Below are 21,544 nucleotides of genomic sequence, written 5' to 3'. Positions count from 1 at the left end.
TCTTCGACCGTCGGGCCGCGCAGACCAGGGGCTTTTAATGAGCGACACCGACAGCTTTATCGACGAGGTGACCGAAGAGGTCCGCCGCGACCGGTTTTTCCACGCACTGAAGCGGTATGGCTGGATTGGCGGTGTCGCGGTCGCACTGATCGTTGGCGGCGCGGCCTATCGCGAATACAGCAAGGCGCAGGAACTCGCTGCAGCCCAGGCTCTGGGAGACCAGATCACCGCGGCGCTGGAGCTGGAAGAGGATACGGCGCAGGCCGAGGCGCTGGCATCTATCGAGGCTGAGACCGCCCGCGGGCGCGCCATCGTGGCCATGCTGGAAGCCGGTGCGCGGGCCAAGGCCGGCGACACCACTGTGGCCAAGGATGAGCTGGAAGCCGTTGCCACCGATGCCGAAGTGCCGTTGATCTATCGCCATATTGCGAGCTTCAAGGCGCTGACATTGCAGGCCGACAGCCTGAGCATCGATGAGCGCCGACTGCAATATGAAGCCTTGGCGCAGCCCGGTGCACCTCTGGCGCTGCTCGCGTCCGAGCAGCTGGCGCTTCTGGATGTTGAAGACGGCAACACCCAGGCGGCAATTGATCGGCTGCGGTCAATTTCGCAAGACGCCGGTGCGAGTGCGGACTTGAAAGAACGTGCAACGCAGGTGATTGTGGCGCTTGGTGGTTCGATCGAGGCCACCGATACCCCGGAAGGGTAAGTCACGCAGACGCAGCCACGGACGCTACGACGACAGACCAGAGAGACCGGGACGAAGACCGGCACCACGGCACAGGGGCAGACAGGGCACGGCCATGAAAACATTCTCGACTTTCTCCGGCGCACGGGCGCTTTTGTGTGGTACGGCCCTGGCCGGGCTTCTGGTCGCTTGCGCCGAAGAGGAAGTCATCCTGCGCGGCGAGCGCGAGGACATTCGCCCGGAATACGCGGTGGAGGTCGTGAACCAGTCGCGCGCCATTTCGCTGCCGCAGCAGACGGTCAACACGAGCTGGCCGCAGGGCCATGGTGCCGAGGCGAGCCGGACCGCGCATCCAGCATTGTCGGTGGCCCCACAGAGGGTGTGGTCGGTGGGAATTGGCGCCGGTGACAGCCGCCGCCAGCGTATCACCGCAACGCCGGTTGTCGGAGGCGGTCGCATCTACACGCTGGACAGCGGGGCTCAGGTTTCTGCGGTGTCGCCGCAGGGGCATCTGTTGTGGCAGGCCAAGCTGGTGCCTGCGGCGGATGACGACGGCCAAGCCACCGGTGGCGGGCTCGCCTATGACGATGGCGTGCTTTATGTGTCTTCCGGCTTTGGCGTGCTGACTGCACTTGATGCCGCAACCGGGGCCCAGATATGGCGGCAGGAGCTGGAGGCGACCGGCTCCGGCCAGCCGCGGGTCAGCGGAGGCTTGGTATACCTGGTGGCCGGCGATGACACCGGCTGGGCGGTTAACACCAAGGATGGCCGGATTGCCTGGCAGGTCGAGGCGGCCCCGTCGCCGTCCAATATTCTCGGCGCACCGGCGCCGGTGGTATCACGTGATCTGGCTATTTTTGCCTTTGGCTCTGGCGACCTGATTGCCACCTTCCGCCGCGGTGGCCTGCGGCGCTGGACCGCCTCGGTTGCTGGCCAGCGCACTGGGCGGACCTTGTCGCGGATCACCGATGTCACCGGGGCGCCGGTGATTTCCGGAAAGCGCCTTTATGTCGGCAACAACTCAGGCCGCACGGTGGCGATCGATCTGGACACCGGCGATCGGTTGTGGACCGCGAGGGAAGGCGCCAGCGGGACCGCCTGGCCCGCGGGAGACAGCCTGTTCCAGGTCAGCGATCTGAACCAGCTGCTGCGGCTGGATGCCCGTACGGGTGAGGTCATCTGGGCGGTGGATCTGCCGGGCTACGTGAAAGACAAGCCAGGCAAACGGGGACGCATTTATGTGCACCACGGGCCGGTTGTTGCGGGTGGCCAGATTGTCGTTGCGTCCAACGATGGGGTGCTGCGCTTCTTCAATCCGCAGGATGGCAGCCTGACGCGTACCATCGAGGTTCCGGGCGGCGCGACAACCGCGCCGGTGGTTGCGGATCGCACGCTTTACGTGGTTTCCTCCAAAGGAGAGCTGCTGGCCTATCGCTGAGCGCTGGCACTTGCCGCGCGGATGCGCTATGGGGCACAACTTGAGTCGAAGAAAGCTGGTCTGATGTCCTTTACCCTCGCCATCGTGGGCCGTCCCAACGTGGGCAAATCCACCCTGTTCAACCGTCTTGTCGGCAAGAAGCTGGCCCTGGTCGACGACCAGCCGGGCGTCACCCGCGATTTGCGTGAAGGCGCGGCGCGGTTGGGGGATCTGCGCTTTACTGTGATTGACACCGCGGGTCTGGAAGATGCCACCGACAATTCGCTGCAGGGACGCATGCGCCGACTGACTGAGCGTGCGGTGGACATGGCCGATATCTGCCTGTTCATGATCGACGCCCGGACCGGTGTGACGCCAACGGATGAAATCTTTGCCGATATTCTGCGCCGCAAGTCTGCCCATGTGATCCTGGCGGCCAACAAGGCCGAGGGCAATGCCGCCGAAGCCGGCGTTCTGGAAGCCTATGGTCTGGGCCTGGGCGAACCGCTGCGCCTGTCGGGCGAACATGGCGAGGGCATGCCGGACCTCTACGGTGTTTTGCAGCCGCTGGCGGAAAAATTCGAGGCCGAGGCGGAACGCCATGCCCCGGCGACCGATGTGGCCGTGGACGACGAAATCGGCGAGGATGAAGAGGAAAGCATTCCTGTTCCCACCGATGCCAAGCCGCTTCAGGTGGCGGTGGTCGGGCGCCCCAATGCCGGTAAATCGACGCTGATCAACAAGATCCTGGGCGAAGATCGGCTGCTGACCGGTCCCGAGGCCGGAATTACCCGCGACGCGATTTCGCTTCGGATCAACTGGAACGACGTGCCGATGCGGGTGTTCGACACGGCCGGCATGCGCAAGAAGGCCAAGGTGCAGGAGAAGCTGGAAAAGCTGTCTGTCTCCGATGGTTTGCGCGCGGTGAAATTCGCCGAGGTCGTGGTGGTTCTCTTGGATGCCAGCATCCCGTTCGAACAGCAGGATCTGCGCATCGCGGATCTGGCCGAGCGGGAAGGCCGTGCGGTCGTTGTGGCGGTCAACAAATGGGACGCCGAGGAGCACAAGCAGGAAAAGCTGCGCGACCTGAAGGAGGCCTTTGGCCGTCTGCTGCCGCAGCTGCGGGGCGCGCCGCTGGTCACGGTTTCGGCCAAGACCGGCAAGGGGCTGGATCGGCTGCATGACGCGATCATGCGTGCCTATACCACCTGGAACCGTCGGGTGCCCACCGCGGCGCTCAACCGTTGGCTGGTTGGCATGCTCGAACAGCACCCGCCGCCGGCGCCTCAGGGCAAGCGGATCAAACTGCGCTACATGACCCAGGTCAAGAGCCGCCCGCCGGGGTTCGTTGTCATGTGCTCGCATCCCGACAAGCTGCCGGATAGCTACAATCGCTATCTGATCAACGGCTTGCGCGAAGATTTTGACATGCCGGGAACGCCGATCCGCCTGTACATGCGCGGCCAGGGGGACAAGAACCCCTACAAGGGCAAACGCCAGAAGAATGCAGGGGCGCTGGCCAAACACCTGAACAAGCGCGGCAGCTGACGCGGCTGCGGCTTCGCCCGCGCTAGGGGTTGGCCCTCGGGTTATCTGCCTCTCGAAATTGGGCACTCCGGGCAGGATACGCTGCGCGGGGCTGGCGTCACCTGAACTCACGGTGGCGCCTTTTTTCTGGCTATTCCGCGCACGTCCTCGCGAGGCTTGCGTCTTGCAGATGTGTCAGCGAGACTTACCTCTACTGCAGAGTCATTTTCGCGGCCGGTTTCAGCAGGCCGTCATATTCTGCATTTATGAGGTGTCTTATGGATCTGAGGACACATACCCGCGCCTATTGCGACAAGGACAACCGCTTGGCCGCGCTCAGCTATTTCGGAACATTTGCGGTTTACTTCGGAGCGTTGTGGCTTGCCATCGTCCATGTGGACCGTTGGTACATTCTTCTGCCGGCCGGTGTTGTCTTCGCTTTTTCCGCCGTCCGCCTCTATGTGTTGCAGCACGATACCGGACATCATTCACTGTTCGAAACCCGCGCCCAGAATGAGCTGGCGGGGCATGTGTTGTCACCTTTCACCTTTGCGCCTTTTGAGGTGATGAAGCAGAACCACAACCTGCATCATGCCAATGTCGGCAATCTAGAGCATCGCGAAACCGGTGAAATCTACACGATGACACTCCGCGAGTGGCAGCAGGCGGGGTTCTGGAAGCGGCTGCAATACCGGCTTTACCGTAACCCGTTTATCTTGGTGCCGCTGGGGGCGGCCTTCACCTATTTCATCCGCTATCGCTGGCCCAAGAATACGCTTGAGTTCGGCGTATGGGGGGTGATCCTGCACAATCTGGCAATCATCGGAATGCTGACGCTGCTGTATGCAGTTGCGGGGATGACCGGCGTCTGGGTGTGGCTGGTGTTTTCTTTCCTTGGCGGCATGATCGGGGTTTTCCTCGTCTACTTGCAGCATAATTTCGAGGACACCTACTGGGATCGCCGTCCGGATCTGAACCCGCAGGTTGCGGCCCTTCAAGGTTCGTCCTGCCTGGATTTCGGTTGGCTGTTTGACCTGGCGGTGGCGAATATCACGCTGCATGATATCCACCATTACAACGCGCGGATTCCTTCATACCGATTGCGCGAGTGTCACTACAGCCTCCCTGCTGAACTGGGCCTGCGGCGGATCGGATTTCTCGAGGCACTGCGCGCATTGACGCTGAAGCTTTGGGATGAGGACAAGCAAGCGCTGGTTCCGTTTCCGAGCTGACGGTCATTTGACCAACGTGACCGATAACCGGGGCCTTGGCCTCCAACAACAGGGAAAAGGACAGGCATGATACCAGTTCAAAAATTGCGCGGCGTTGGCCCGGCACTGGCAAAGGTCTTGGCGGCCAACGGCATCCGGACGGCAGAGGACCTTTTGGCGCTGGAAGAAACGCGATTGCGCGAAATTCCTGCCATCGGAGCAAACCGGGCAAAAAACCTGCGGGCAACGGCGAAAGCAGCCGTAAAAGAGGCCAAACCGGAAGCCGCCCCGGCGGATGCGCCCACAGAGCAGGGCGCGGTGAACGGCAAACCTGCCAATCGGATCGAAGCCGCTGAGAAGGCGGTTCAGGATGCGAAAGCGCGTGTCGAAATGAAGGCTCGCCTCGCCCGGGCCGAAGCGGCGCGGGTCGCTGCCGAGACAAAGGCTGCCAAGGCGAAAGCCAAAGCCGCCAAGGCCAAGCGCAAGGCCGCGAATTTGGCCGAGGAATTCGCCGAAGCCAAGATCAAGGCCAAGTTGAAGGCCAAGAAGGTGAAGGCCAAGGCCAAGAAGGCCATCGAGAAGGAAAAGGCCAAGGCGAAGGCTATCCTGGAAGGAATAAAGCCGGTGGAGCAGGAGAAGTCTTCGCGAAAGAAAAAGAAGAAGTCCAAGTCCTGACCGCGCAGGGCATTGACGCAAAGCAAAACGGCGCCACCGGGCGCCGTTTCGTTGTTGGGCTGGTTGTGTGCAGCTGGCCGGATCAGGCCAGTTTGCCCTCGGCGGTCAGGGTGCGCTTTCCGCCGAGATAGGGCGCAAGCACTTCCGGCAATTGAACCGAACCGTCTGCCTGCTGGCCATTCTCCAGAACCGCGATCAGGCAGCGTCCGACCGCCAGACCCGAACCGTTCAGAGTGTGCAGGAACTGCGGCTTGCCGCCGTCGGCGGGTTTGAACCGCGCGTTCATGCGGCGTGCCTGGAAATCGCCCGTGGTGGACACCGAGGAGATCTCGCGGTAGGTGTTCTGACCCGGCAGCCAGGCTTCGATATCAAAGGTGCGGCGGGCGCCAAAGCCCATGTCACCGGTGCAGAGAATCACGGTGCGGTAGGGGATCCCAAGCCGCTCCAGCAGATCTTCGGCACAGCGCAGCATCCGCTTCTGCTCGGCATCGGACTCGTCCGGGTGGGTGATCGACACCATTTCGACCTTCTCGAACTGGTGCTGGCGCAGCATGCCCGAGGTATCCTTGCCTGCGCTGCCGGCTTCGGACCGGAAACACTGGGTGTGGGCGGTCAGGCGGATCGGCAGGTCGGCCTCGTTCAGCACCTCGCCAGCAACCGAGTAGGTCAGCGTCACCTCGGATGTGGGCACCAGCCACCAACCGTTGGTGGTCTGATAGCTGTCGTCCCCGAATTTAGGGAGCTTGTCGGTGCCGTACATTGCCTCGTCACGCACCAGCACCGGGGTCTGGGTTTCGGAGAGGCCGTTTTCGTCGACATGGACATCGAGCATGAACTGCGCGAGCGCCCGGTGGATGCGGGCCACTGCACCGCGCAGGAACACGAACCGCGAACCGCTGGTCTTGGCGGCGGTCTCGAAATCCATGCCGACGGCCACACCGGGGATTTCAAAATGCTCTTTCGGCTCAAACCCCAGCGCCTTGGGTTCACCCCAACGGTTGACCTCGACGTTGTCATCCTCGTCGGCACCTTCCGGCACGTCGTCTGCGGGCAGGTTCGGAATCCGGGCGAGCTTGTCGGTAAGCTGAGCGTCCAGCTCCTTTGCCTCGGCATTCATCGCCGCGACTTCCGCCTTTTTCTCGGCCACGAGCGCGCGCAGGCGTTCAAACTCGGCCTCGTCACCGCGGCCCTTGGCTGCGCCAACTTCCTTGGAGGCTTTCTTCTGTTCCGCCTGGGCGGTTTCCGCGGCGAGAATCTTGGCGCGCCGGGCTTCGTCGAGGGCCAGGATCTCGGCTGACACGCCCGCATCCCCGCGCCGCGCCAGTGCAGCGTCAAAGGCGGCAGGGTTTTCGCGGATTGCGCGGATGTCATGCATGAGAGTCTCTCCTGGCTTGGAAACAATTGAATCACTGGCCCCATCCTATGACGCAAGGGTGAACAAAGGGGAAGGGGGGCGTAAGGTCTATGTGCAACGGCGCCCGGAAAGCGCTGCTCGAGCCTTGCAACCCTTTGTCCCAGCGCATAGGTTCCGCTGCAAATTTCCGGCGCTAACGTCAGCGCCGCTTTGACAGAAGGAATATCCCATGGACGGTGGCGCAGTCGCCCAATTTCTCCCGCTTATCCTGATCTTCGCGATCATGTACTTCCTGCTGATCCGCCCGCAGCAGAAGAAGATGAAAGAGCATCAAAAGATGATCGACCAGGTTCGTGTGCGGGACCAGGTGGTGACCCAGGGCGGCCTGATCGGCAAGGTCACCAAGGTCAAGGAAGACAATGAGATCGAGGTCGAGATTGCCGACGGCGTGAAAGTCCGCGTCATCAAGTCGACCCTTGCCCAAGTGCTGAGCAAAACGGATCCCGTATCCTGAGCTCGGGCCAATAATATACTGAAAAGGCAGGGCAATGCTGCAAATTGATCTCTGGAAGAGGGTGCTTATCTGGCTGGTCTGTGCGGCCGGTGTGATACTTGCCCTGCCAAACGGATTCTATACCCGCGTCGAACAGGCGAACGACGCGGCGGCCGAAATCATCGCCAAGGGTGAAACGCCTGAGCGTCTGGAAGCGATTAGCCAGTGGCCGTCGTTCCTGCCCTCGGGGTTGGTGAACCTGGGGCTGGATTTGCGCGGTGGTGCGCATCTGCTGGCCGAGGTGAAGGTCGAGGACGTGTATGAGGCGCGGATGGACGCGCTGTGGCCGGAGGTGCGCGACGCGCTGCGTCCGGAACGCGCCACGGTCGGCACGTTCCGCCGCCAGCCTGGTCCCGCGGATCAGATTCGCCTGAAGATTTCAAAACCGGAAGGAATGGCCCGTGCGCTGGAAGTGGTGCGCGGTCTGGCCAATCCGATCACCACGCTGACGGGCGTCGGGGCCAATGACATCGAGGTTTCCGCCCAGGGCGATATCCTGACGGTGCAGTTGAGCGAGGCCGAGAAGCTGGCCTCCGACGATCGCACCGTGCGCCAGGCGCTGGAGATCGTCCGCCGTCGTATCGACGAGGTGGGCACCCGCGAGCCGACCATCCAGCGACAGGGCGCCGATCGTATCCTGATCCAGGTGCCCGGTATCGGCTCGGCCTCGGAGCTGAAGGCGATTATCGGCACCACGGCGCAGCTGACCTTTAACCCGGTTGTGGGCCGTGGCAGCGACCCGGATGCCGCCCCCGGCATCGGCAACAAGGTGATCCCTTCGCTGGATGAACCCGGCGTCTATTACACCATCGAAGCCGCCGCCGTTGTGACCGGCGAGGACCTGGTGGATGCGCAGCCGTCGTTTGATCAGAACGGCCAGCCTGCGGTGAACTTCCGCTTCAACACGTCCGGCGCGCGCCGGTTCGGGGATTACACCGCGGAAAACATCGGCTCGCCCTTTGCGATCGTGCTGGATGACGAGGTGGTCTCGGCCCCGGTGATCCAGTCGCATATTCCGGGCGGCTCCGGCATCATCACCGGCAATTTCACCATCGAGGAAAGCACCAACCTGGCCGTGCTGCTGCGCGCAGGTGCGCTGCCGGCGGAGCTGGAGTTCCTCGAAGAGCGCACCATCGGTCCCGAACTGGGGCAGGACAGCATCGACGCCGGCAAGATCGCCACCATCGTGGCCTTTGTCGCGGTGCTGGTGTTCATGGGCCTCAGCTATGGTCTGTTCGGCCTGTTTGCCAACGTGGCGCTGGTTCTGAACATCGCGCTGATCTTCGGCATGCTCAGCCTCATCGGTGGCACGCTGACGCTGCCGGGTATTGCAGGGATCGTTCTGACGGTCGGCATGGCGGTCGACGCCAACGTGCTGATCTTTGAACGGATCCGCGAAGAACTGAAGGCAGGTCGTGGCCCGGCCCGTGCCATCGACGAAGGCTACTCCAAGGCGCTGAGCGCCATTCTGGACGCCAACATCACCACGTTCATCACGGCCGTGATCCTCTTTGCCATGGGCTCTGGTCCGGTGCGCGGTTTCGCGATCACGCTTGGCCTCGGCATCCTGACATCGGTCTTCACGGCGATCTTTGTCACCCGGCTGATCATCGTGATGTGGTTTGAACGGCGCCGTCCGAAAACGATTGAGGTGTAAGATGCGGCTGAAACTTGTTCCCGAGAAGACCTCGTTCGATTTCTTCCAACGCTCCAAGCTGTGGCTGGGCATTTCCGCGCTGATGATGGTGGTGGCGTTGGTCTCCTTCTTCTTGCAGGGGCTGAATTTTGGCATCGATTTCCGCGGCGGCACCACGATCCGCACGGAAGCCGCCGAATCGGTGGACGTGGGCGCCTACCGCGATGCGCTGGATGTGCACGAGTTGGGCGATGTGAGCATCACCGAGGTTTTCGACCCTACGTTCGAGGATAACCAGCATGTGGCGATGATCCGCATCCAGGCCCAGGACGACGGTGAGGCAATCTCGGGCGAAATGATCGAGGCGCTGAAAGCGACGCTGGAGATCGTTGCTCCCGGCATCAAGTTCGTTTCGGTCGAATCGGTTGGTCCCAAGGTCTCGGGCGAGCTGATCCAGACTGCTGTCATCGCGGTGGCGCTGGCGATCGGTGCGGTTCTGATCTACATCTGGCTGCGGTTTGAGTGGCAGTTTGCCCTCGGTGCGGTGGCGGCCCTGGTGCATGACGTGGTGCTGACGATCGGTGTGTTTTCCGAGCTGCAGATCAAGTTCGATCTGGCGATCATCGCCGCCCTTCTGACCATTGTCGGCTACTCGCTGAACGATACCGTGGTGGTGTTCGACCGCGTCCGCGAGAACCTGCGCCGCTACAAAAAGAAGGATCTGGCCGAGGTTCTGAACATCTCGATCAACGAAACACTCAGCCGGACGGTGATGACCTCTGTCACCACGCTGCTGGCGCTGATCTCGCTCTATGTGCTGGGCGGCGACGTGATCCGCGGCTTTGTCTTTGCGATGATCTGGGGTGTCCTGGTCGGGACCTATTCCTCGGTCTTCGTGGCCTCTGCCATTCTGCTGAAGTTGGGGGTCAAGCGCGATTGGTCCAAACCCAGCAACACGGCCGGAAACCAGTTTGCCAATATCGACGCCTGACCTTCGCGGGATGACTGACCGGATGGGGCTGCGGGGAAACCTGCGGCCCTTTTCGTTTTCGCCCAGCCTATTCCCCGCAGTGGGCGCGCATGATATCGAGCCACAAGGCAACACCAACAGCGGAGCCCAAGCGATGCGTCTGAACGAAGTGAGCTATAGTGATGCACAGCCGGTGGACGGCTATGGCGCCGGTTTTTTCCGCATTGGCGGGAAGGTGCATCAAGGCGGCGTTTTGACCTCGGCTGCTGGCACGATGTCCTGGGGCGGGTTTGAGGACACCGATCCGTTGCTGGCGTTGGTGGGAGACATCGATGTTCTCTTCATCGGGACGGGCGGAGAGGTGGCGCATATTCCGGCGGCGCTGCGCCAATCGTTGGAGGACGCCGGGTTGGGCGTTGAAAGCATGAATTCACCGGCTGCATGCCGCACCTACAATGTACTCCTGTCCGAAGGCCGGCGCATAGCGCTGGCGGCGCTGCCGGTCTGAAGTCGTGCTGCAATTGACCTGCCGCAAGGCGCACAGGCGCATTTGGTCTATGGATTCGCGCGAACGGTTGGACAGGCGGGCCCCATGACATTGACGGTAACGGATCTCAGCGTGGCGCGCGGTGGTCTTCCGGTGCTGGAGGGCGTGAGTTTTAACTTGCGCCCCGGTTCGGCGCTGATCCTGCGTGGCCCCAATGGCATCGGGAAGACGACCTTGTTGCGCACCCTCGCAGGACTTCAGCCGCCGCTGGCGGGGCGCGTCGAGGGCGCTGAGGAGCAGGTCGCCTATGCTGCGCATTCGGACGGCTTGAAGCCGACACTGACGGTGGCCGAGAACCTGACCTTCTGGGCAAGTGTCTTTGGGCAGAACGGCATAGATGCAGCCCTGGACGCCTTTGATCTGCAAGCCCTCAGGGATCGGGCAGCCGGGGCCTTGTCCGCCGGGCAGAAGCGGCGGCTGGGGCTGAGCCGGATGCTGGTCACGGGGCGCCCGGTCTGGATCATGGATGAACCCACGGTGAGTCTCGACACCGCCGCCGTCGCGATGTTCGCCAATGCGGTTCGGGCGCATCTGGGGCAGGGGGGATCGGCGCTGATTGCCACCCACATCGATCTGGGACTGGAGGCCGAGGTGCTGGACGCTGGCCTCTACAAGGCCAAACCGCCTGCGCTGGACGACTTCGATGGAGGGTTCCTGTGATAGCCTTGTTGTTCCGGGATCTGAAACTGGCTTTGCGGGCAGGCGGCGGCTTTGGGCTGGGGCTGGCATTCTTCCTGATTGTCACTGTGATGGTGCCGTTTTCCGTTGGCCCGCAATCCGAGCTTCTGGCCCGCATCGCACCGGGTGTTCTGTGGTTGGGCGCGCTGCTGGCCTGCCTGCTTTCGCTGGATCGCCTGCTGGCGCTGGACTGGGAAGACGGATCCCTAGACCTGTTGGCCACAGCGCCGCTTCCACTGGAAGGGACCGTTACGATCAAGGCGCTTGCCCATTGGATCACCACCGGATTGCCGTTGGTCTTGGTCGCACCCGTACTTGGTGTCCTGTTAAACCTGCCGGTGCAGGGGTTTCTATGGCTGCTGGTTTCGCTGCTTCTGGGCACGCCCGCGCTGAGCGTCATCGGCACCTTCGGGGCAGCATTGACCGTGGGGTTGAAACGGGGCGGGCTGCTGTTGTCGCTGCTTGTCATGCCTCTTTATGTGCCGACGTTGATTTTCGGTGCAGAGGTCGCGCGACGCGGGGCTGAGGGGCTTGCGGTGCAGACGCCGCTGTTGCTGCTGGCCGGGATTTCTGCAGCGTCGATTGCCTTGCTGCCCTTTGCCAGTGCTGCGGTGCTGCGCGTCAATTTGCGCTAGGAAATCTGCCCCGTGCAGCAATTGTGAAACCCGAGAACAAGAGCTAAATAGCCAACATGTCGATCTGGGAATACGCCAATCCGAAAAAGTTCCTGGCCACCACCGAGCGGGTGATGCCGACGCTGTGGATCAGTTCCGCAGTGCTGATCAGCGTTGGTCTGGTCTGGGGGTTTTTCTTCACGCCGGACGACTACCGGCAGGGCTCAACCGTCAAGATCATTTTCCTGCACGTGCCTTCCGCACTGATGGCGATCAACGCGTGGTTCATGATGTTGGTGACCTCGTTGGTCTGGGTGATCCGCCGCCACCACGTGAGCGCGCTGGCCGCTCGCGCCGCGGCGCCCGTGGGTGTTGTGATGACAGTGATCGCCCTGGTGACCGGTGCGATCTGGGGCCAGCCCATGTGGGGGACATGGTGGGCATGGGATCCCAGGCTGACATCCTTTTTGGTGCTGTTCCTGTTCTACCTTGGCTACATCGCCCTGTGGGAAGCGATTGATAACCCCGACACCGCGGCGGATCTGACATCGATCCTGTGCCTGGTGGGGTCGGTCTTTGCGGTGTTGAGCCGTTATGCGGTGAACTTCTGGAACCAGGGGCTGCATCAGGGGGCATCGTTGTCGCTCGACAAGGAAGAAAATGTCGCGGACGTCTTCTCCAACCCGCTCTACGTTTGCATGGCCGGGTTTGTCCTGTTGTTCATCGCCCTCGTGTTCTACCGCACCGGAACAGAAATCCGGGCGCGCCGGATCAAGGCTTTGATCGCGCGTGAAAGGCTGGAGGCATGATGCCCGATCTTGGAAAATATGCAGACGCGGTTCTGTCGGCCTATGCGGCGTCACTGGTCCTGCTTGTTGCGCTGGTGCTTTTGACGCTTTGGCGTGGTCGTAAGGTGCGTCGTGAGATGGAAAATCTTGAATCCCGGATAAAGCGAAATGGCTAAAATCTCTCCGTTGATGGCGGTTCCCGGCGTGGTATTTGCAGGGTTTGTCGGCCTCGCCCTTGTCGGGATGTTCCGCGAGGATCCTGACAGCCTGCCTTCTGCGCGTGAAGGCCAGCCCGCGCCGCCAGTGGTTCTGGAGGAGTTTCCCGGCAAAGAGCTGTTCAGCGACGAGACCTTGCGGGATGGCACCGTCAAGCTGGTGAACTACTGGGCAAGCTGGTGCGCCCCGTGTCGGGCCGAGCATCCGAAATTGGAGGCGCTGTCGGCCGACGGCACCCCGATATACGGCGTCAACTACAAGGACCAATTGGCCAACGCCACGGCTTTCCTTGAAGAACTGGGCGATCCTTACACGGCTATCGGGCGGGACGAAAAGGGGCGTATGGCAATCGATTGGGGCCTTTACGGGGTTCCGGAAACCTATGTCATTGATGGCAACGGGACGATTGTTTTGCGTTGGGCAGGCCCGATCACCCAGCAGGTCATCGATAAAACTCTGCGCCCGGCGATGGAACGGGCCGCGGGTAACTGAGGCCTGTCAGCGCAGTTGTTTCTGGCCAGGTGCGAAACGCTTTGAAAATCCCGCCTAGCTCGCCCTCTCAGACAGGTGGGCTGTCATTGCGAGCTTGGTTTCTGTCCTATGCTCGTGAGGCTGTAAAAGGGCGGGCAGCAGAAAAAAGAGTCAATCGTTGCGCGTGAGGGTTGATTGATATGCCCGTGCCTGCAAACCTGAGCTTCAGAAAGCGCCACCTTTTCTGACCGGGCACAGTACAGTGCTGTCGGGCGGCCAGAGACGGTGCGATCTTGTCCCGTCGTGTGGACGATTAAGGGGAGGGATCCGTGAGCCTGTTGAAACGCCTGAGCTGTCTGGTGAGCACTGCAACGTCTGCGCTTGGTCTGATGTCCTGCATGGCATCGGCCGAGACCATGCTGACGTTTTGCTTTGATCCTTACCCACCCTACACTTATGCCTCCGGCGGGAAGATCACCGGGGGGCTGAAAGTGGACCTGCTGCAGGCTGTCGTCTCGAAGATCGAGGGTGTCAGTGCGGAGGTCCAGATGTTGCCCTGGAAGCGCTGCCAGGTTCAGGCCGAAGCGGGAAATGTCGATGGCATTCTGCCGCTATTCAAAAGTGCGGACCGGGAGCGCTTTCTGGCGTTTACCGATGCGACCTTCGAGGAGAGTTACAACTTCTGGTTCAGCACCGAGCGCTTTCCTGATGGGTTCGAATGGGACGGACGCGTGGAAAGTGTCGCGGGGCTGCGGTTGGGGGTGTTGACCGGAGCCTTTGTCTCGCACGAACTGATTGCCGGGCTTGGCAGTGACAAATCGATCGTCTGGGTCAAGGACATCGAGAGCCTGATGCAGATGCTGAAGTTCGGCAGGGTCGATCTTGCCGTGTCAGACCGGTTGGTTGGGCATCACACCGTGCGCCAGAATGGCTGGCAGGACAGCTTGCGTCCAGTCGACCCCGATATCACCAGCAAGCCGGCGCATTTCGGTCTTTCCCGTCTGACCGGCGCAGAGGCGTACCTCGAGGATTTCAACCGGGCTCTTGGCGAATTGAAGCGCGACGGGACAATCGACGACATGTTGCGTTCCACTCGCTGACAGGCGGTCTGGAAACGCGCATCGATCGTCGGCTTTCAGAACCCAGCCTCGAATGCAGGTGGGCTATCCGACATCGCGTCTTGATAGGCGGCGTGCCGTGTTGCCAACCGCTTTGGCCGTGGACAGGTCGCCCCGAGCAATTCGCGCCGGGGCCTGCCCAGCGCGAATATGGGTCTGGCGTCAGGACTTGGCCAACTTGCGCAACACGTAGTGCAGCACGCCGCCATGTTCGATGTACTCCTTCTCGGGAGCGGTATCGATCCGACATTTCAGCGTGATGGTCTTGGTCGTGCCATCTGCGTAGGTGATATCGCAGGGGACCTCTTGCTGCGGCTCAATGGTGTCGAGGCCGCGGATGGACACGGTCTCATCCCCGGTCAGGCCCAATGTCTTGCGAGTGTCACCCCCGGTGAACTCGAAGGGAATAACCCCCATGCCAACAAGGTTGGAGCGGTGGATCCGTTCAAAGCTCTCGGCAATCACGGCCTTCACACCCAGAAGTGCTGTGCCCTTAGCCGCCCAGTCACGCGACGAGCCGGCGCCATACTGCTCGCCGCCGAACACCACCAACGGGGTGCCATTGGTCTGGTGCGCCATCGCGGCCTCGTAGACCGAGGTCTGCTGCCCGTCCGGCCCCTTGGTATAGCCGCCTTCGACGCCATCCAGCATCTCGTTCTTGATGCGGATATTGGCGAAGGTGCCGCGCATCATGATCTCGTGGTTGCCGCGACGCGAACCATAGGAGTTGAACTCCCTGGGCTGGACCTGACGTTCCAACAGGTATTCGCCTGCGGGGCTTGTGCTGGCAAAGGACCCTGCGGGCGAGATGTGGTCGGTGGTGACCATGTCGCCGAGCATCAGCAGAACTTTTGCGCCTTCGATGTTGGAGATGCTGCCCGGCTCCGGCCCCATCCCCTGGAAGTAGGGCGGGTTCTGGATGTAGGTCGAGTGCGCCGGCCAGTCATAGGTCTCGGCATCGGTGACCGACACCGACTGCCATTTCTCGTCGCCCTTGAAGACATCCGCGTATTTCGACTGGAAGGCTTCGCGGGTCACGGTCTTCTCAACGAGGTCGGCGATCTCTTTCTGGCTCGGCCAGATGTCCTTCAGGTAGACGTCATTGCCGTTCTTGTCCTTGCCGAGCGGCGCCGTGGTGATGTCGACGTTCATGTCACCGACCAGGGCGTAGGCCACAACCAGCGGCGGCGACGCCAGGTAGTTCGCCCGCACATCCGGGCTGATCCGGCCCTCGAAGTTGCGGTTGCCCGAAAGCACAGAGACGCCGATCAGGTCATGGTCGTTGATGCATTTCGAGATCTCCTCGGCCAGCGGGCCGGAGTTGCCGATGCAGGTCGTGCAGCCATAACCGACAAGGTTGAAGCCGATGGCATCCAGATGTTCCTGCAATCCCGCCGCTTCGAGGTATTCGGACACCACCTGCGAGCCGGGCGCGAGCGAGGTCTTGACCCAGGGTTTGCGGGTAAGGCCGAGTTCATGCGCCTTTTTGGCCACCAGACCGGCACCAATCATCACGTATGGGTTCGAGGTATTGGTACAGGAGGTGATCGAGGCGATCACGATCGAGCCATCATGCAGTTGATAGTTGCCATTTTCCGAGGTCACATAGCCCAGCTTGTGGTGGCCTTCGTTGCCGGGGATCTCCTGCGGTTCCGGCTGACCGCCTTCGGCCTCCCAGCGTCCTTCCGCGTTATCCGAGGCATCCTTGGCGCTGCGCAACCCTTCGACATACTTGTGGAAAGTCGATGCAGCCTTGTCCAGCGCGATATAATCCTGCGGGCGTTTCGGCCCGGAGATCGCGGGGACGATCGTGCCCATGTCGAGCGTCAACGTGTCGGTGTAGATCGGCGCATAATCCGCGTCGCGCCACAGGCCGTTTTCCCGTGCGTAGGCCTCGACCAGGGCAATGCGGTCCTCGTCACGGCCGGTGTTGCGCAGGTAGCGCAGGGTCTCATTGTCGATCGGGAAGAAGCCACAGGTGGCACCGTATTCCGGGGCCATGTTGGCAATAGTGGCGCGGTCCGCCAGGGGAAGCCGGTCCAGCCCGTCACCGAAGAATTCGACGAATTTGCCAACCACGCCCTTGGCGCGCAGCATTTCCACAACCTTCAGAACCAAGTCGGTGCCGGTGGTGCCTTCGACCATTTCACCCGTCAGTTCGAACCCGATGACTTCGGGGATGAGCATGGAAATCGGCTGGCCCAGCATGGCCGCTTCGGCCTCGATGCCACCAACGCCCCAGCCCAGCACCGCGGCGCCGTTCACCATCGTGGTGTGGCTGTCAGTGCCCACCAGCGTATCAGGATAGGCAACCTCGTCGCCGTTCTGGTCCACGTCGGTCCAGACGGTCTGGGCCAGGTACTCCAGGTTCACCTGATGGCAGATACCGGTGCCGGGTGGCACCACGCGGAAGTTGTCGAACGCGGTTTGTCCCCATTTCAGGAACTGGTAGCGCTCCATGTTGCGCTCGTACTCGCGGTCGACGTTCATCTGGAACGCGCGGGGGTTACCGAACTCGTCGATCATCACCGAGTGGTCGATGACCAGATCCACCGGCACCAGCGGGTTGATCTTGGCAGCGGAGCCTTTCAGCCCGACGATGCCGTCGCGCATCGCGGCGAGGTCAACAACCGCGGGGACGCCGGTAAAGTCCTGCATCAGCACGCGGGCAGGGCGGTAGGCGATCTCACGCGGGTTGCGGCCGCCTTGCTCTGCCCAGGTGCCGAAGGCCCGGATGTCGTCCGTGGAGACCGAAAAACCGCCATCTTCGAAGCGAAGCATGTTTTCCAGCACCACCCGCAGCGCGGCGGGCAGCTTGGAGAAGTCGCCGAGTCCGGCTTCGGAAGCGGCGGGAATGGAATAGAAGGAAAGAGATTTTCCGTTGACCGTTAGCGTTTTACGCGCCTTTGCAGTGTCTTGTCCGACGGTGATAGGCATTTGTGGCCTCCCTTCGAGAGTTTGATGAGGGATATCGCTGCCCGAATTTCTGCCAAAGGCGGGGCGGGCTTTCAATAGGACTGTGAGGGTTCAACTGCCGCGGACGGCAATTCGTTGCGATTTTTGTGACTTGTGGGTGCTTTGCCGGCTCAAAAATGATTGATTGGCCAAAGGACCGGTATGGCAGTACATCTGGTGTTCCTAATGAGGGGCGCCAGTGAAGGAATTGAGCATTTGATGAGAGTTTTGGCGTCGATCTTTGCCTTGTGTGGGCTGGTGTTTCCCGCCTTCGGTCAGTCCAGTGCCAGCCCGGTTGTGGTAGAGCTTTACACGTCGCAAGGCTGTTCTTCCTGCCCACCTGCTGACGCGCTGCTGCACCGCCTGGCGGCGCAGGACGATGTGCTGGCACTGGCGCTGCACGTGGACTATTGGGATTATATTGGCTGGAAGGACAAGTTCGCCCGCCCCGAGCACACGCGGCGGCAAAAAGGCTATGCCCACGCCGGAGGGCGGCGGATGATCTATACGCCGCAGATGATCATCATGGGGCAGCAAGCCGTCGCCGGATCGGATGCCATGGAGATTGCGGCGGCAATCGGCGAGCATCAAGCGCAGGCTAGACCTGTTGAACTGACGGCAGATCGGGACGGGGATCGGCTGTCGATCCACCTGAACCCCAAGGTTGCGTTGGACTCGCGGAAAATGCTGGTTCAGATTGTCCGCTTCCAGCCAGAGCGCAGCGTCAACATTACACGGGGCGAGCTGGCCGGGCGCAACTTTACCTATGCAAATGTGGTGGAGGACTGGCATGTCGCGGCGGAGTGGGACGGGAAGGATGAACTGACCTTGTCCCACACGCTGACGGGGCCGGCTCCTGCTGCTGTCCTGGTACAGGAAGTCGGCTATGGCAGAATTCTGGCCGCTGCGCGTGTTGAGTAAAGATACCAGTGAAGACGAAAGGCTTCGCCGCTCAGGCTAATGTCCTCTCGCCATAGGGACCTGCCGTGGCAGGGAGCTGGCTATCAGTTCGTCTTCGCTTCGGTTGGCATCGGCTCGGCGTTTCGGGCACCGACGGGTTTCCAGCGACGATGAATCCAGAACCATTGCCCTGTGTGCTTGCGAACAATGGATTCGAGATCAGCGCTGAGGGCCTTGGTCATGGTCAAGGGATCGCTGTGGGGAATTTCGGCGTTCATCACGATTTCGAAGTCCAGGCCGTTTTCCTGCCGCACGGCGTAAACCGGGATGACAGCGGCGTTGTATTTCAACGCCAGTTCGGCAGGAACGGTTGAAGTGACAGCCGGTTTTCCGAAGAAATCAATCCATGCCCCACCGTGAGCATGAAGGTCGGTCACAATGGCAACGATACCGCCCTTTTTCAGGTGGCGGACAAGTTCCACCATACCCCGCTTGCCCTGTTCGAACATCAGCCCGTGGTTGGATTTCATTGCGTCCACGTAATGCGCATTGAAATAGGGGTTGGCCATGCGCCGATACAGCGAGCCCATCTCGTGGCCGCGGGCCACAAGTGCCGCCCGCGCCGCGTCGTAGTTCCCGAAATGTGCGGTCGCGAGAAGCACAGGACGCCCCTGCGCGCGCGCCTCTTCCAGCGCCTTCAGGCCCGGTCCGCGGAACGGAGCTGCATGCGCGCGTTCATAGAACGGTTGCCCGGCGTAGAGTTCCGCAATCATCCGGCCTGCGTTGTTGCTGACCTCGCGATACAGCTGGTCCGGGTCCAGCTCGGCCAACTCCGGACTGACATGGGCGAGGTTCTGGCGCACGCGTTTGTCAAACCCGGCCAACCGTCCCAGGGCCGTGACCATCCGACCCATCAGCGGGACACGAAACCGGTAAGGCAGCAAGCGCGCACCAAGGAGTAGCCCGCGCAGAAACAGGTTGCTGCCAAAGTATTTGACATGACTCCAGGTGGAGAGCTCGGAGGGATCTTTGGGCATATCGTCTGGATGTCTGCGGTGCCGATAAGTGGCGGGAACTTCGCATAATAAGTGCTGGGCATCGCCAGTACAAGCCACTGCGGGGACGCCGCTGTGCACAAGCTGGCGGCGGCTCCGCGTTTGCCCTCAGACGGTCACCGTTTACTCGGTGTCCTCTTCCTCGTCGGAGCGCAGCTCGATTTCGCCGGTGGCGATCAGGTCGCGCAAGGCCGAGATGATCACGCCGAAGGCGGCTTCGCCATCGGAGCGCTTCACCTTGCCGCGTTCGGCCACTTCCTCACGGATGTTGTCGGCCATCCGGCTGGACATGTTTTTCAGCAGGAATTCGTTGGTCGCCACGTCGGCCTCATCGGTGGCGAAGGCCATGGCAGTCACGAGGTCCGGTTGGGCCAGCACGCGCATCAGCTTTGGCACGTCCATCGGGTTCATCCGCTCGGCGATCAGCGCGTAGGTGAAGATGGCCTTGCGCACCTTGATGGCGAATTCCTCGTCCTGTTCGTCCAGGGCGGTCAGCACTTCGTCGCGCTTGGCCGCGGCGGCCTCGGTCAGGATGGCGCCCATTCGCTGGCCCGGCGTCTGGTCAAAGGCCACTTCCGGACGTGCTTCGACCTGCGCGGCCAGTGACAGGCCGATGCGGTCAACGGTGTCGGGTGTCACATTTGCGGTCTGGCTGACGGCATAGGTGATCCGTCGCGCGGTCGGTCCGGGCAGATGGACCAGCATTTGCGCCGCCTTGGCGGTGTCGAGCTTCGACAGGAGGACAGCCGCAACTTCGGTGCTTTCGGCCTGGGCGAGTTCGGCCAGCTCCTCGGGCGGGAGCTGCTTTAACCGCTCCCAAGGGTCTCCGAACTGCCGCACCCCCGCCTCCTTGCGCAGACGGTTGTGGGTGTAGCGGCTGATTTTCCCTTCCATGGCGGACAGCGCGCCTGCGAGGCCATTGGGAAAGTGCAGTCCGACGTTGTCCAGAAGATCGGCAAATTCACCGGCAACCGAATGCAGCGTGTCCCGGTCAACGATGCGCATCTTGCCCATCTGTTGGGTCAGCTCCAGTTGCAAGTCATCCGGAAGCTCCTCCAAGGGAATTTCAGCGCCCTCGTTCAGAAGCAGTCGTACGATAATGGCAGCCTTTGCTTTGCCGCTGAGACCGGCTGCCCCCGCGCCGCTTCCGGCAGGCATGGTGGAACCGCCCATCGGGGCCGGAGCGGCAAACCCGCCGAGGTCCGGTCCGTCATTGCCCATTGGAAGCGCCAGCATGTTGTCTTGAGGCATTCTCGCACCCTAGATGAAAAGATTCTTCTTCGAACGAAGGCAGGATACGTCGAAAGCGGTAAAGAAAGGCTGAAGCTCAGTAGCTGTAAGAAACGCCTGTTTCCAACGCCTTGCGCAGCGAGGCCTCGGCCCAGCTGCCGCTGCCGCCACGGGCCCGGATTTCCTTCCATTGCGCCAGCGCCAGCCCCAGTTTGCCCTGTTCGACATAGCCCTGGCCCATGTAGGAGCGCGCCAGAATGTTGTCGGGGTCCTGCATCAGCGCCCGGTCGTAGAAATGCTGCGCCTGCTGCATGTTGCCCAGCTTGCGGTGGGTAAATCCCCAGTAGGTCAACACCATCGTGTCGTCCTGGTCGGTCATCGCCGCCAGCACCGCCTGGGCGCCTTCATGACGCTCGGCATAGGCCAACTCGCGCGCGGCCTGCATTAGCTGCTGCTGGTTCAGCGAGGATTTGCGCGGCCGTACGCAGCGCTTCTTGTCTTCGTCCCAGACCCGGTTGCCCTTGCAGGTGCGGGTGGTTTCCGAGGGCTTGGGCGGGTTCCAGTCATTGCCCCCGGCGGCGGACGCCGCTTGCGGCGTAAGACTGACCATCAGGAGCAAGGCCGCAAGCGGGGCTGCAATCGGGGCGGATCTCGGGGCAAGTCGGCGCATGTCTGAAGCTCCTGCGGCGTGGTTTGCGGTCAACCTAGCCCAGCTTCCCCGGCAAACGCGAGCCGGATGTGTTCAAATTCGCGTTGGTTGCGGTTCAGGTCTGCTGGTGCGCTGGATCCCGGGAGGTTGGTGCAAAGACATCCGCAAGCCGCTGCCGTGCGCGGCTGTTTTCGGCGGGGCCGCGGGCGGTCAGCTTGGGCCATTCGATCATGAGCTTGGCGCGCAGATACATGCCTGTTACCGTCTGACTCGCGGAAAAGCGCGTGTCATG

The 21,544-nt window shown here is 61.7% G+C and carries 22 protein-coding genes; 16 read left to right on the top strand and 6 right to left on the bottom strand.

What is annotated here, in order from left to right; all coding sequences use genetic code 11:
• Nucleotides 1-37 precede the first annotated feature (37 nt).
• From AB9K35_RS12085 to AB9K35_RS12065, 5 genes are all read left to right on the top strand, one after another.
• Nucleotides 38-709, top strand: coding sequence for a hypothetical protein (locus tag AB9K35_RS12085; protein ID WP_369926378.1), 672 nt, complete (start codon nucleotides 38-40; stop codon nucleotides 707-709).
• A gap of 94 nt (nucleotides 710-803) precedes the next feature.
• Nucleotides 804-2,126 carry a PQQ-binding-like beta-propeller repeat protein gene (locus AB9K35_RS12080; protein WP_369926376.1) on the top strand — a complete coding sequence of 441 codons (1,323 nt, stop codon included), beginning with the start codon at nucleotides 804-806 and terminating at the stop codon, nucleotides 2,124-2,126.
• A 63-nt stretch (nucleotides 2,127-2,189) separates the two neighbouring features.
• The gene (gene der / locus AB9K35_RS12075; RefSeq protein ID WP_369926374.1) at nucleotides 2,190-3,653 is read left to right on the top strand and encodes a ribosome biogenesis GTPase Der; all 1,464 of its coding nucleotides are present in this window, start codon (nucleotides 2,190-2,192) and stop codon (nucleotides 3,651-3,653) included.
• Between the two features lie 257 nt (nucleotides 3,654-3,910).
• A complete protein-coding gene (locus AB9K35_RS12070; protein ID WP_369926372.1) occupies nucleotides 3,911-4,864 on the top strand; it encodes a fatty acid desaturase in 954 nt (317 codons plus the stop codon).
• Nucleotides 4,865-4,930: 66 nt separating this feature from the next.
• Nucleotides 4,931-5,518 (top strand): helix-hairpin-helix domain-containing protein, encoded by a 588-nt coding sequence (locus tag AB9K35_RS12065; protein WP_369926370.1) that lies wholly within the window; start codon nucleotides 4,931-4,933, stop codon nucleotides 5,516-5,518.
• A gap of 82 nt (nucleotides 5,519-5,600) precedes the next feature.
• Here the strand turns inward: AB9K35_RS12065 and serS are convergent, their stop codons facing one another.
• Nucleotides 5,601-6,893 carry a serine--tRNA ligase gene (serS, locus tag AB9K35_RS12060; RefSeq protein WP_369926368.1) on the bottom strand — a complete coding sequence of 431 codons (1,293 nt, stop codon included), beginning with the start codon at nucleotides 6,891-6,893 and terminating at the stop codon, nucleotides 5,601-5,603.
• A 208-nt stretch (nucleotides 6,894-7,101) separates the two neighbouring features.
• On the opposite strand from serS, the gene yajC reads away from it, so the two are divergent.
• The 10 genes from yajC (at nucleotide 7,102) to AB9K35_RS12010 (ending at nucleotide 14,445) form a co-directional block, all read left to right on the top strand.
• Nucleotides 7,102-7,386: a preprotein translocase subunit YajC gene (gene yajC, locus AB9K35_RS12055; RefSeq protein ID WP_222453656.1), complete on the top strand. Its 285-nt coding sequence runs from the start codon at nucleotides 7,102-7,104 to the stop codon at nucleotides 7,384-7,386.
• Between the two features lie 34 nt (nucleotides 7,387-7,420).
• Entirely contained in the window at nucleotides 7,421-9,082 is a 1,662-nt protein-coding gene (gene secD, locus AB9K35_RS12050) for a protein translocase subunit SecD (RefSeq protein WP_369926365.1), read from the top strand.
• 1 nt (nucleotide 9,083) lies between these two features.
• Nucleotides 9,084-10,052, top strand: coding sequence for a protein translocase subunit SecF (gene secF, locus AB9K35_RS12045; protein ID WP_369926363.1), 969 nt, complete (start codon nucleotides 9,084-9,086; stop codon nucleotides 10,050-10,052).
• Between the two features lie 133 nt (nucleotides 10,053-10,185).
• On the top strand, nucleotides 10,186-10,539 hold the full coding sequence (locus tag AB9K35_RS12040; RefSeq protein ID WP_369926473.1) for an Mth938-like domain-containing protein: 354 nt from the start codon (nucleotides 10,186-10,188) through the stop codon (nucleotides 10,537-10,539).
• A gap of 84 nt (nucleotides 10,540-10,623) precedes the next feature.
• Nucleotides 10,624-11,238 carry a heme ABC exporter ATP-binding protein CcmA gene (gene ccmA / locus AB9K35_RS12035; RefSeq protein WP_369926361.1) on the top strand — a complete coding sequence of 205 codons (615 nt, stop codon included), beginning with the start codon at nucleotides 10,624-10,626 and terminating at the stop codon, nucleotides 11,236-11,238.
• Nucleotides 11,235-11,891, top strand: coding sequence for a heme exporter protein CcmB (gene ccmB / locus AB9K35_RS12030; RefSeq protein WP_369926359.1), 657 nt, complete (start codon nucleotides 11,235-11,237; stop codon nucleotides 11,889-11,891). Before ccmA ends, ccmB begins: the two co-directional genes overlap by 4 nt.
• A 56-nt stretch (nucleotides 11,892-11,947) precedes the next feature.
• Nucleotides 11,948-12,679 (top strand): heme ABC transporter permease, encoded by a 732-nt coding sequence (locus AB9K35_RS12025; protein ID WP_369926357.1) that lies wholly within the window; start codon nucleotides 11,948-11,950, stop codon nucleotides 12,677-12,679.
• Nucleotides 12,679-12,834, top strand: a complete 156-nt coding sequence (ccmD, locus tag AB9K35_RS12020; protein WP_369926471.1) for a heme exporter protein CcmD — start codon at nucleotides 12,679-12,681, stop codon at nucleotides 12,832-12,834. The genes AB9K35_RS12025 and ccmD overlap by 1 nt, the downstream gene beginning before the upstream one ends.
• On the top strand, nucleotides 12,827-13,366 hold the full coding sequence (locus AB9K35_RS12015; RefSeq protein WP_369926355.1) for a DsbE family thiol:disulfide interchange protein: 540 nt from the start codon (nucleotides 12,827-12,829) through the stop codon (nucleotides 13,364-13,366). Before ccmD ends, AB9K35_RS12015 begins: the two co-directional genes overlap by 8 nt.
• A 308-nt stretch (nucleotides 13,367-13,674) precedes the next feature.
• Nucleotides 13,675-14,445 carry a substrate-binding periplasmic protein gene (locus AB9K35_RS12010; RefSeq protein WP_369926353.1) on the top strand — a complete coding sequence of 257 codons (771 nt, stop codon included), beginning with the start codon at nucleotides 13,675-13,677 and terminating at the stop codon, nucleotides 14,443-14,445.
• A 180-nt stretch (nucleotides 14,446-14,625) separates the two neighbouring features.
• On the opposite strand, the gene acnA is transcribed toward AB9K35_RS12010, so the two are convergent.
• Nucleotides 14,626-17,400, bottom strand: coding sequence for an aconitate hydratase AcnA (gene acnA, locus AB9K35_RS12005; protein ID WP_369926351.1), 2,775 nt, complete (start codon nucleotides 17,398-17,400; stop codon nucleotides 14,626-14,628).
• A gap of 180 nt (nucleotides 17,401-17,580) precedes the next feature.
• Between acnA and AB9K35_RS12000 the strand changes: the two genes are divergently transcribed.
• Nucleotides 17,581-18,339: a DUF1223 domain-containing protein gene (locus AB9K35_RS12000; protein ID WP_369926349.1), complete on the top strand. Its 759-nt coding sequence runs from the start codon at nucleotides 17,581-17,583 to the stop codon at nucleotides 18,337-18,339.
• 83 nt (nucleotides 18,340-18,422) lie between these two features.
• On the opposite strand, the gene AB9K35_RS11995 is transcribed toward AB9K35_RS12000, so the two are convergent.
• The 4 genes from AB9K35_RS11995 to AB9K35_RS11980 form a co-directional block, all read right to left on the bottom strand.
• On the bottom strand, nucleotides 18,423-19,355 hold the full coding sequence (locus tag AB9K35_RS11995; RefSeq protein WP_369926469.1) for a lysophospholipid acyltransferase family protein: 933 nt from the start codon (nucleotides 19,353-19,355) through the stop codon (nucleotides 18,423-18,425).
• A 141-nt stretch (nucleotides 19,356-19,496) separates the two neighbouring features.
• Entirely contained in the window at nucleotides 19,497-20,624 is a 1,128-nt protein-coding gene (locus AB9K35_RS11990; protein ID WP_369926347.1) for a flagellar motor switch protein FliG, read from the bottom strand.
• A gap of 76 nt (nucleotides 20,625-20,700) precedes the next feature.
• Nucleotides 20,701-21,273: a tetratricopeptide repeat protein gene (locus AB9K35_RS11985; RefSeq protein WP_369926345.1), complete on the bottom strand. Its 573-nt coding sequence runs from the start codon at nucleotides 21,271-21,273 to the stop codon at nucleotides 20,701-20,703.
• A 94-nt stretch (nucleotides 21,274-21,367) separates the two neighbouring features.
• A complete protein-coding gene (locus tag AB9K35_RS11980; protein WP_369926343.1) occupies nucleotides 21,368-21,505 on the bottom strand; it encodes a hypothetical protein in 138 nt (45 codons plus the stop codon).
• Nucleotides 21,506-21,544: the final 39 nt, after the last annotated feature.

Source organism: Leisingera sp. XS_AS12 (assembly GCF_041224635.1).
GTDB lineage: Bacteria > Pseudomonadota > Alphaproteobacteria > Rhodobacterales > Rhodobacteraceae > Leisingera.
This window is presented reverse-complemented; position numbering and strand designations above follow the sequence as displayed.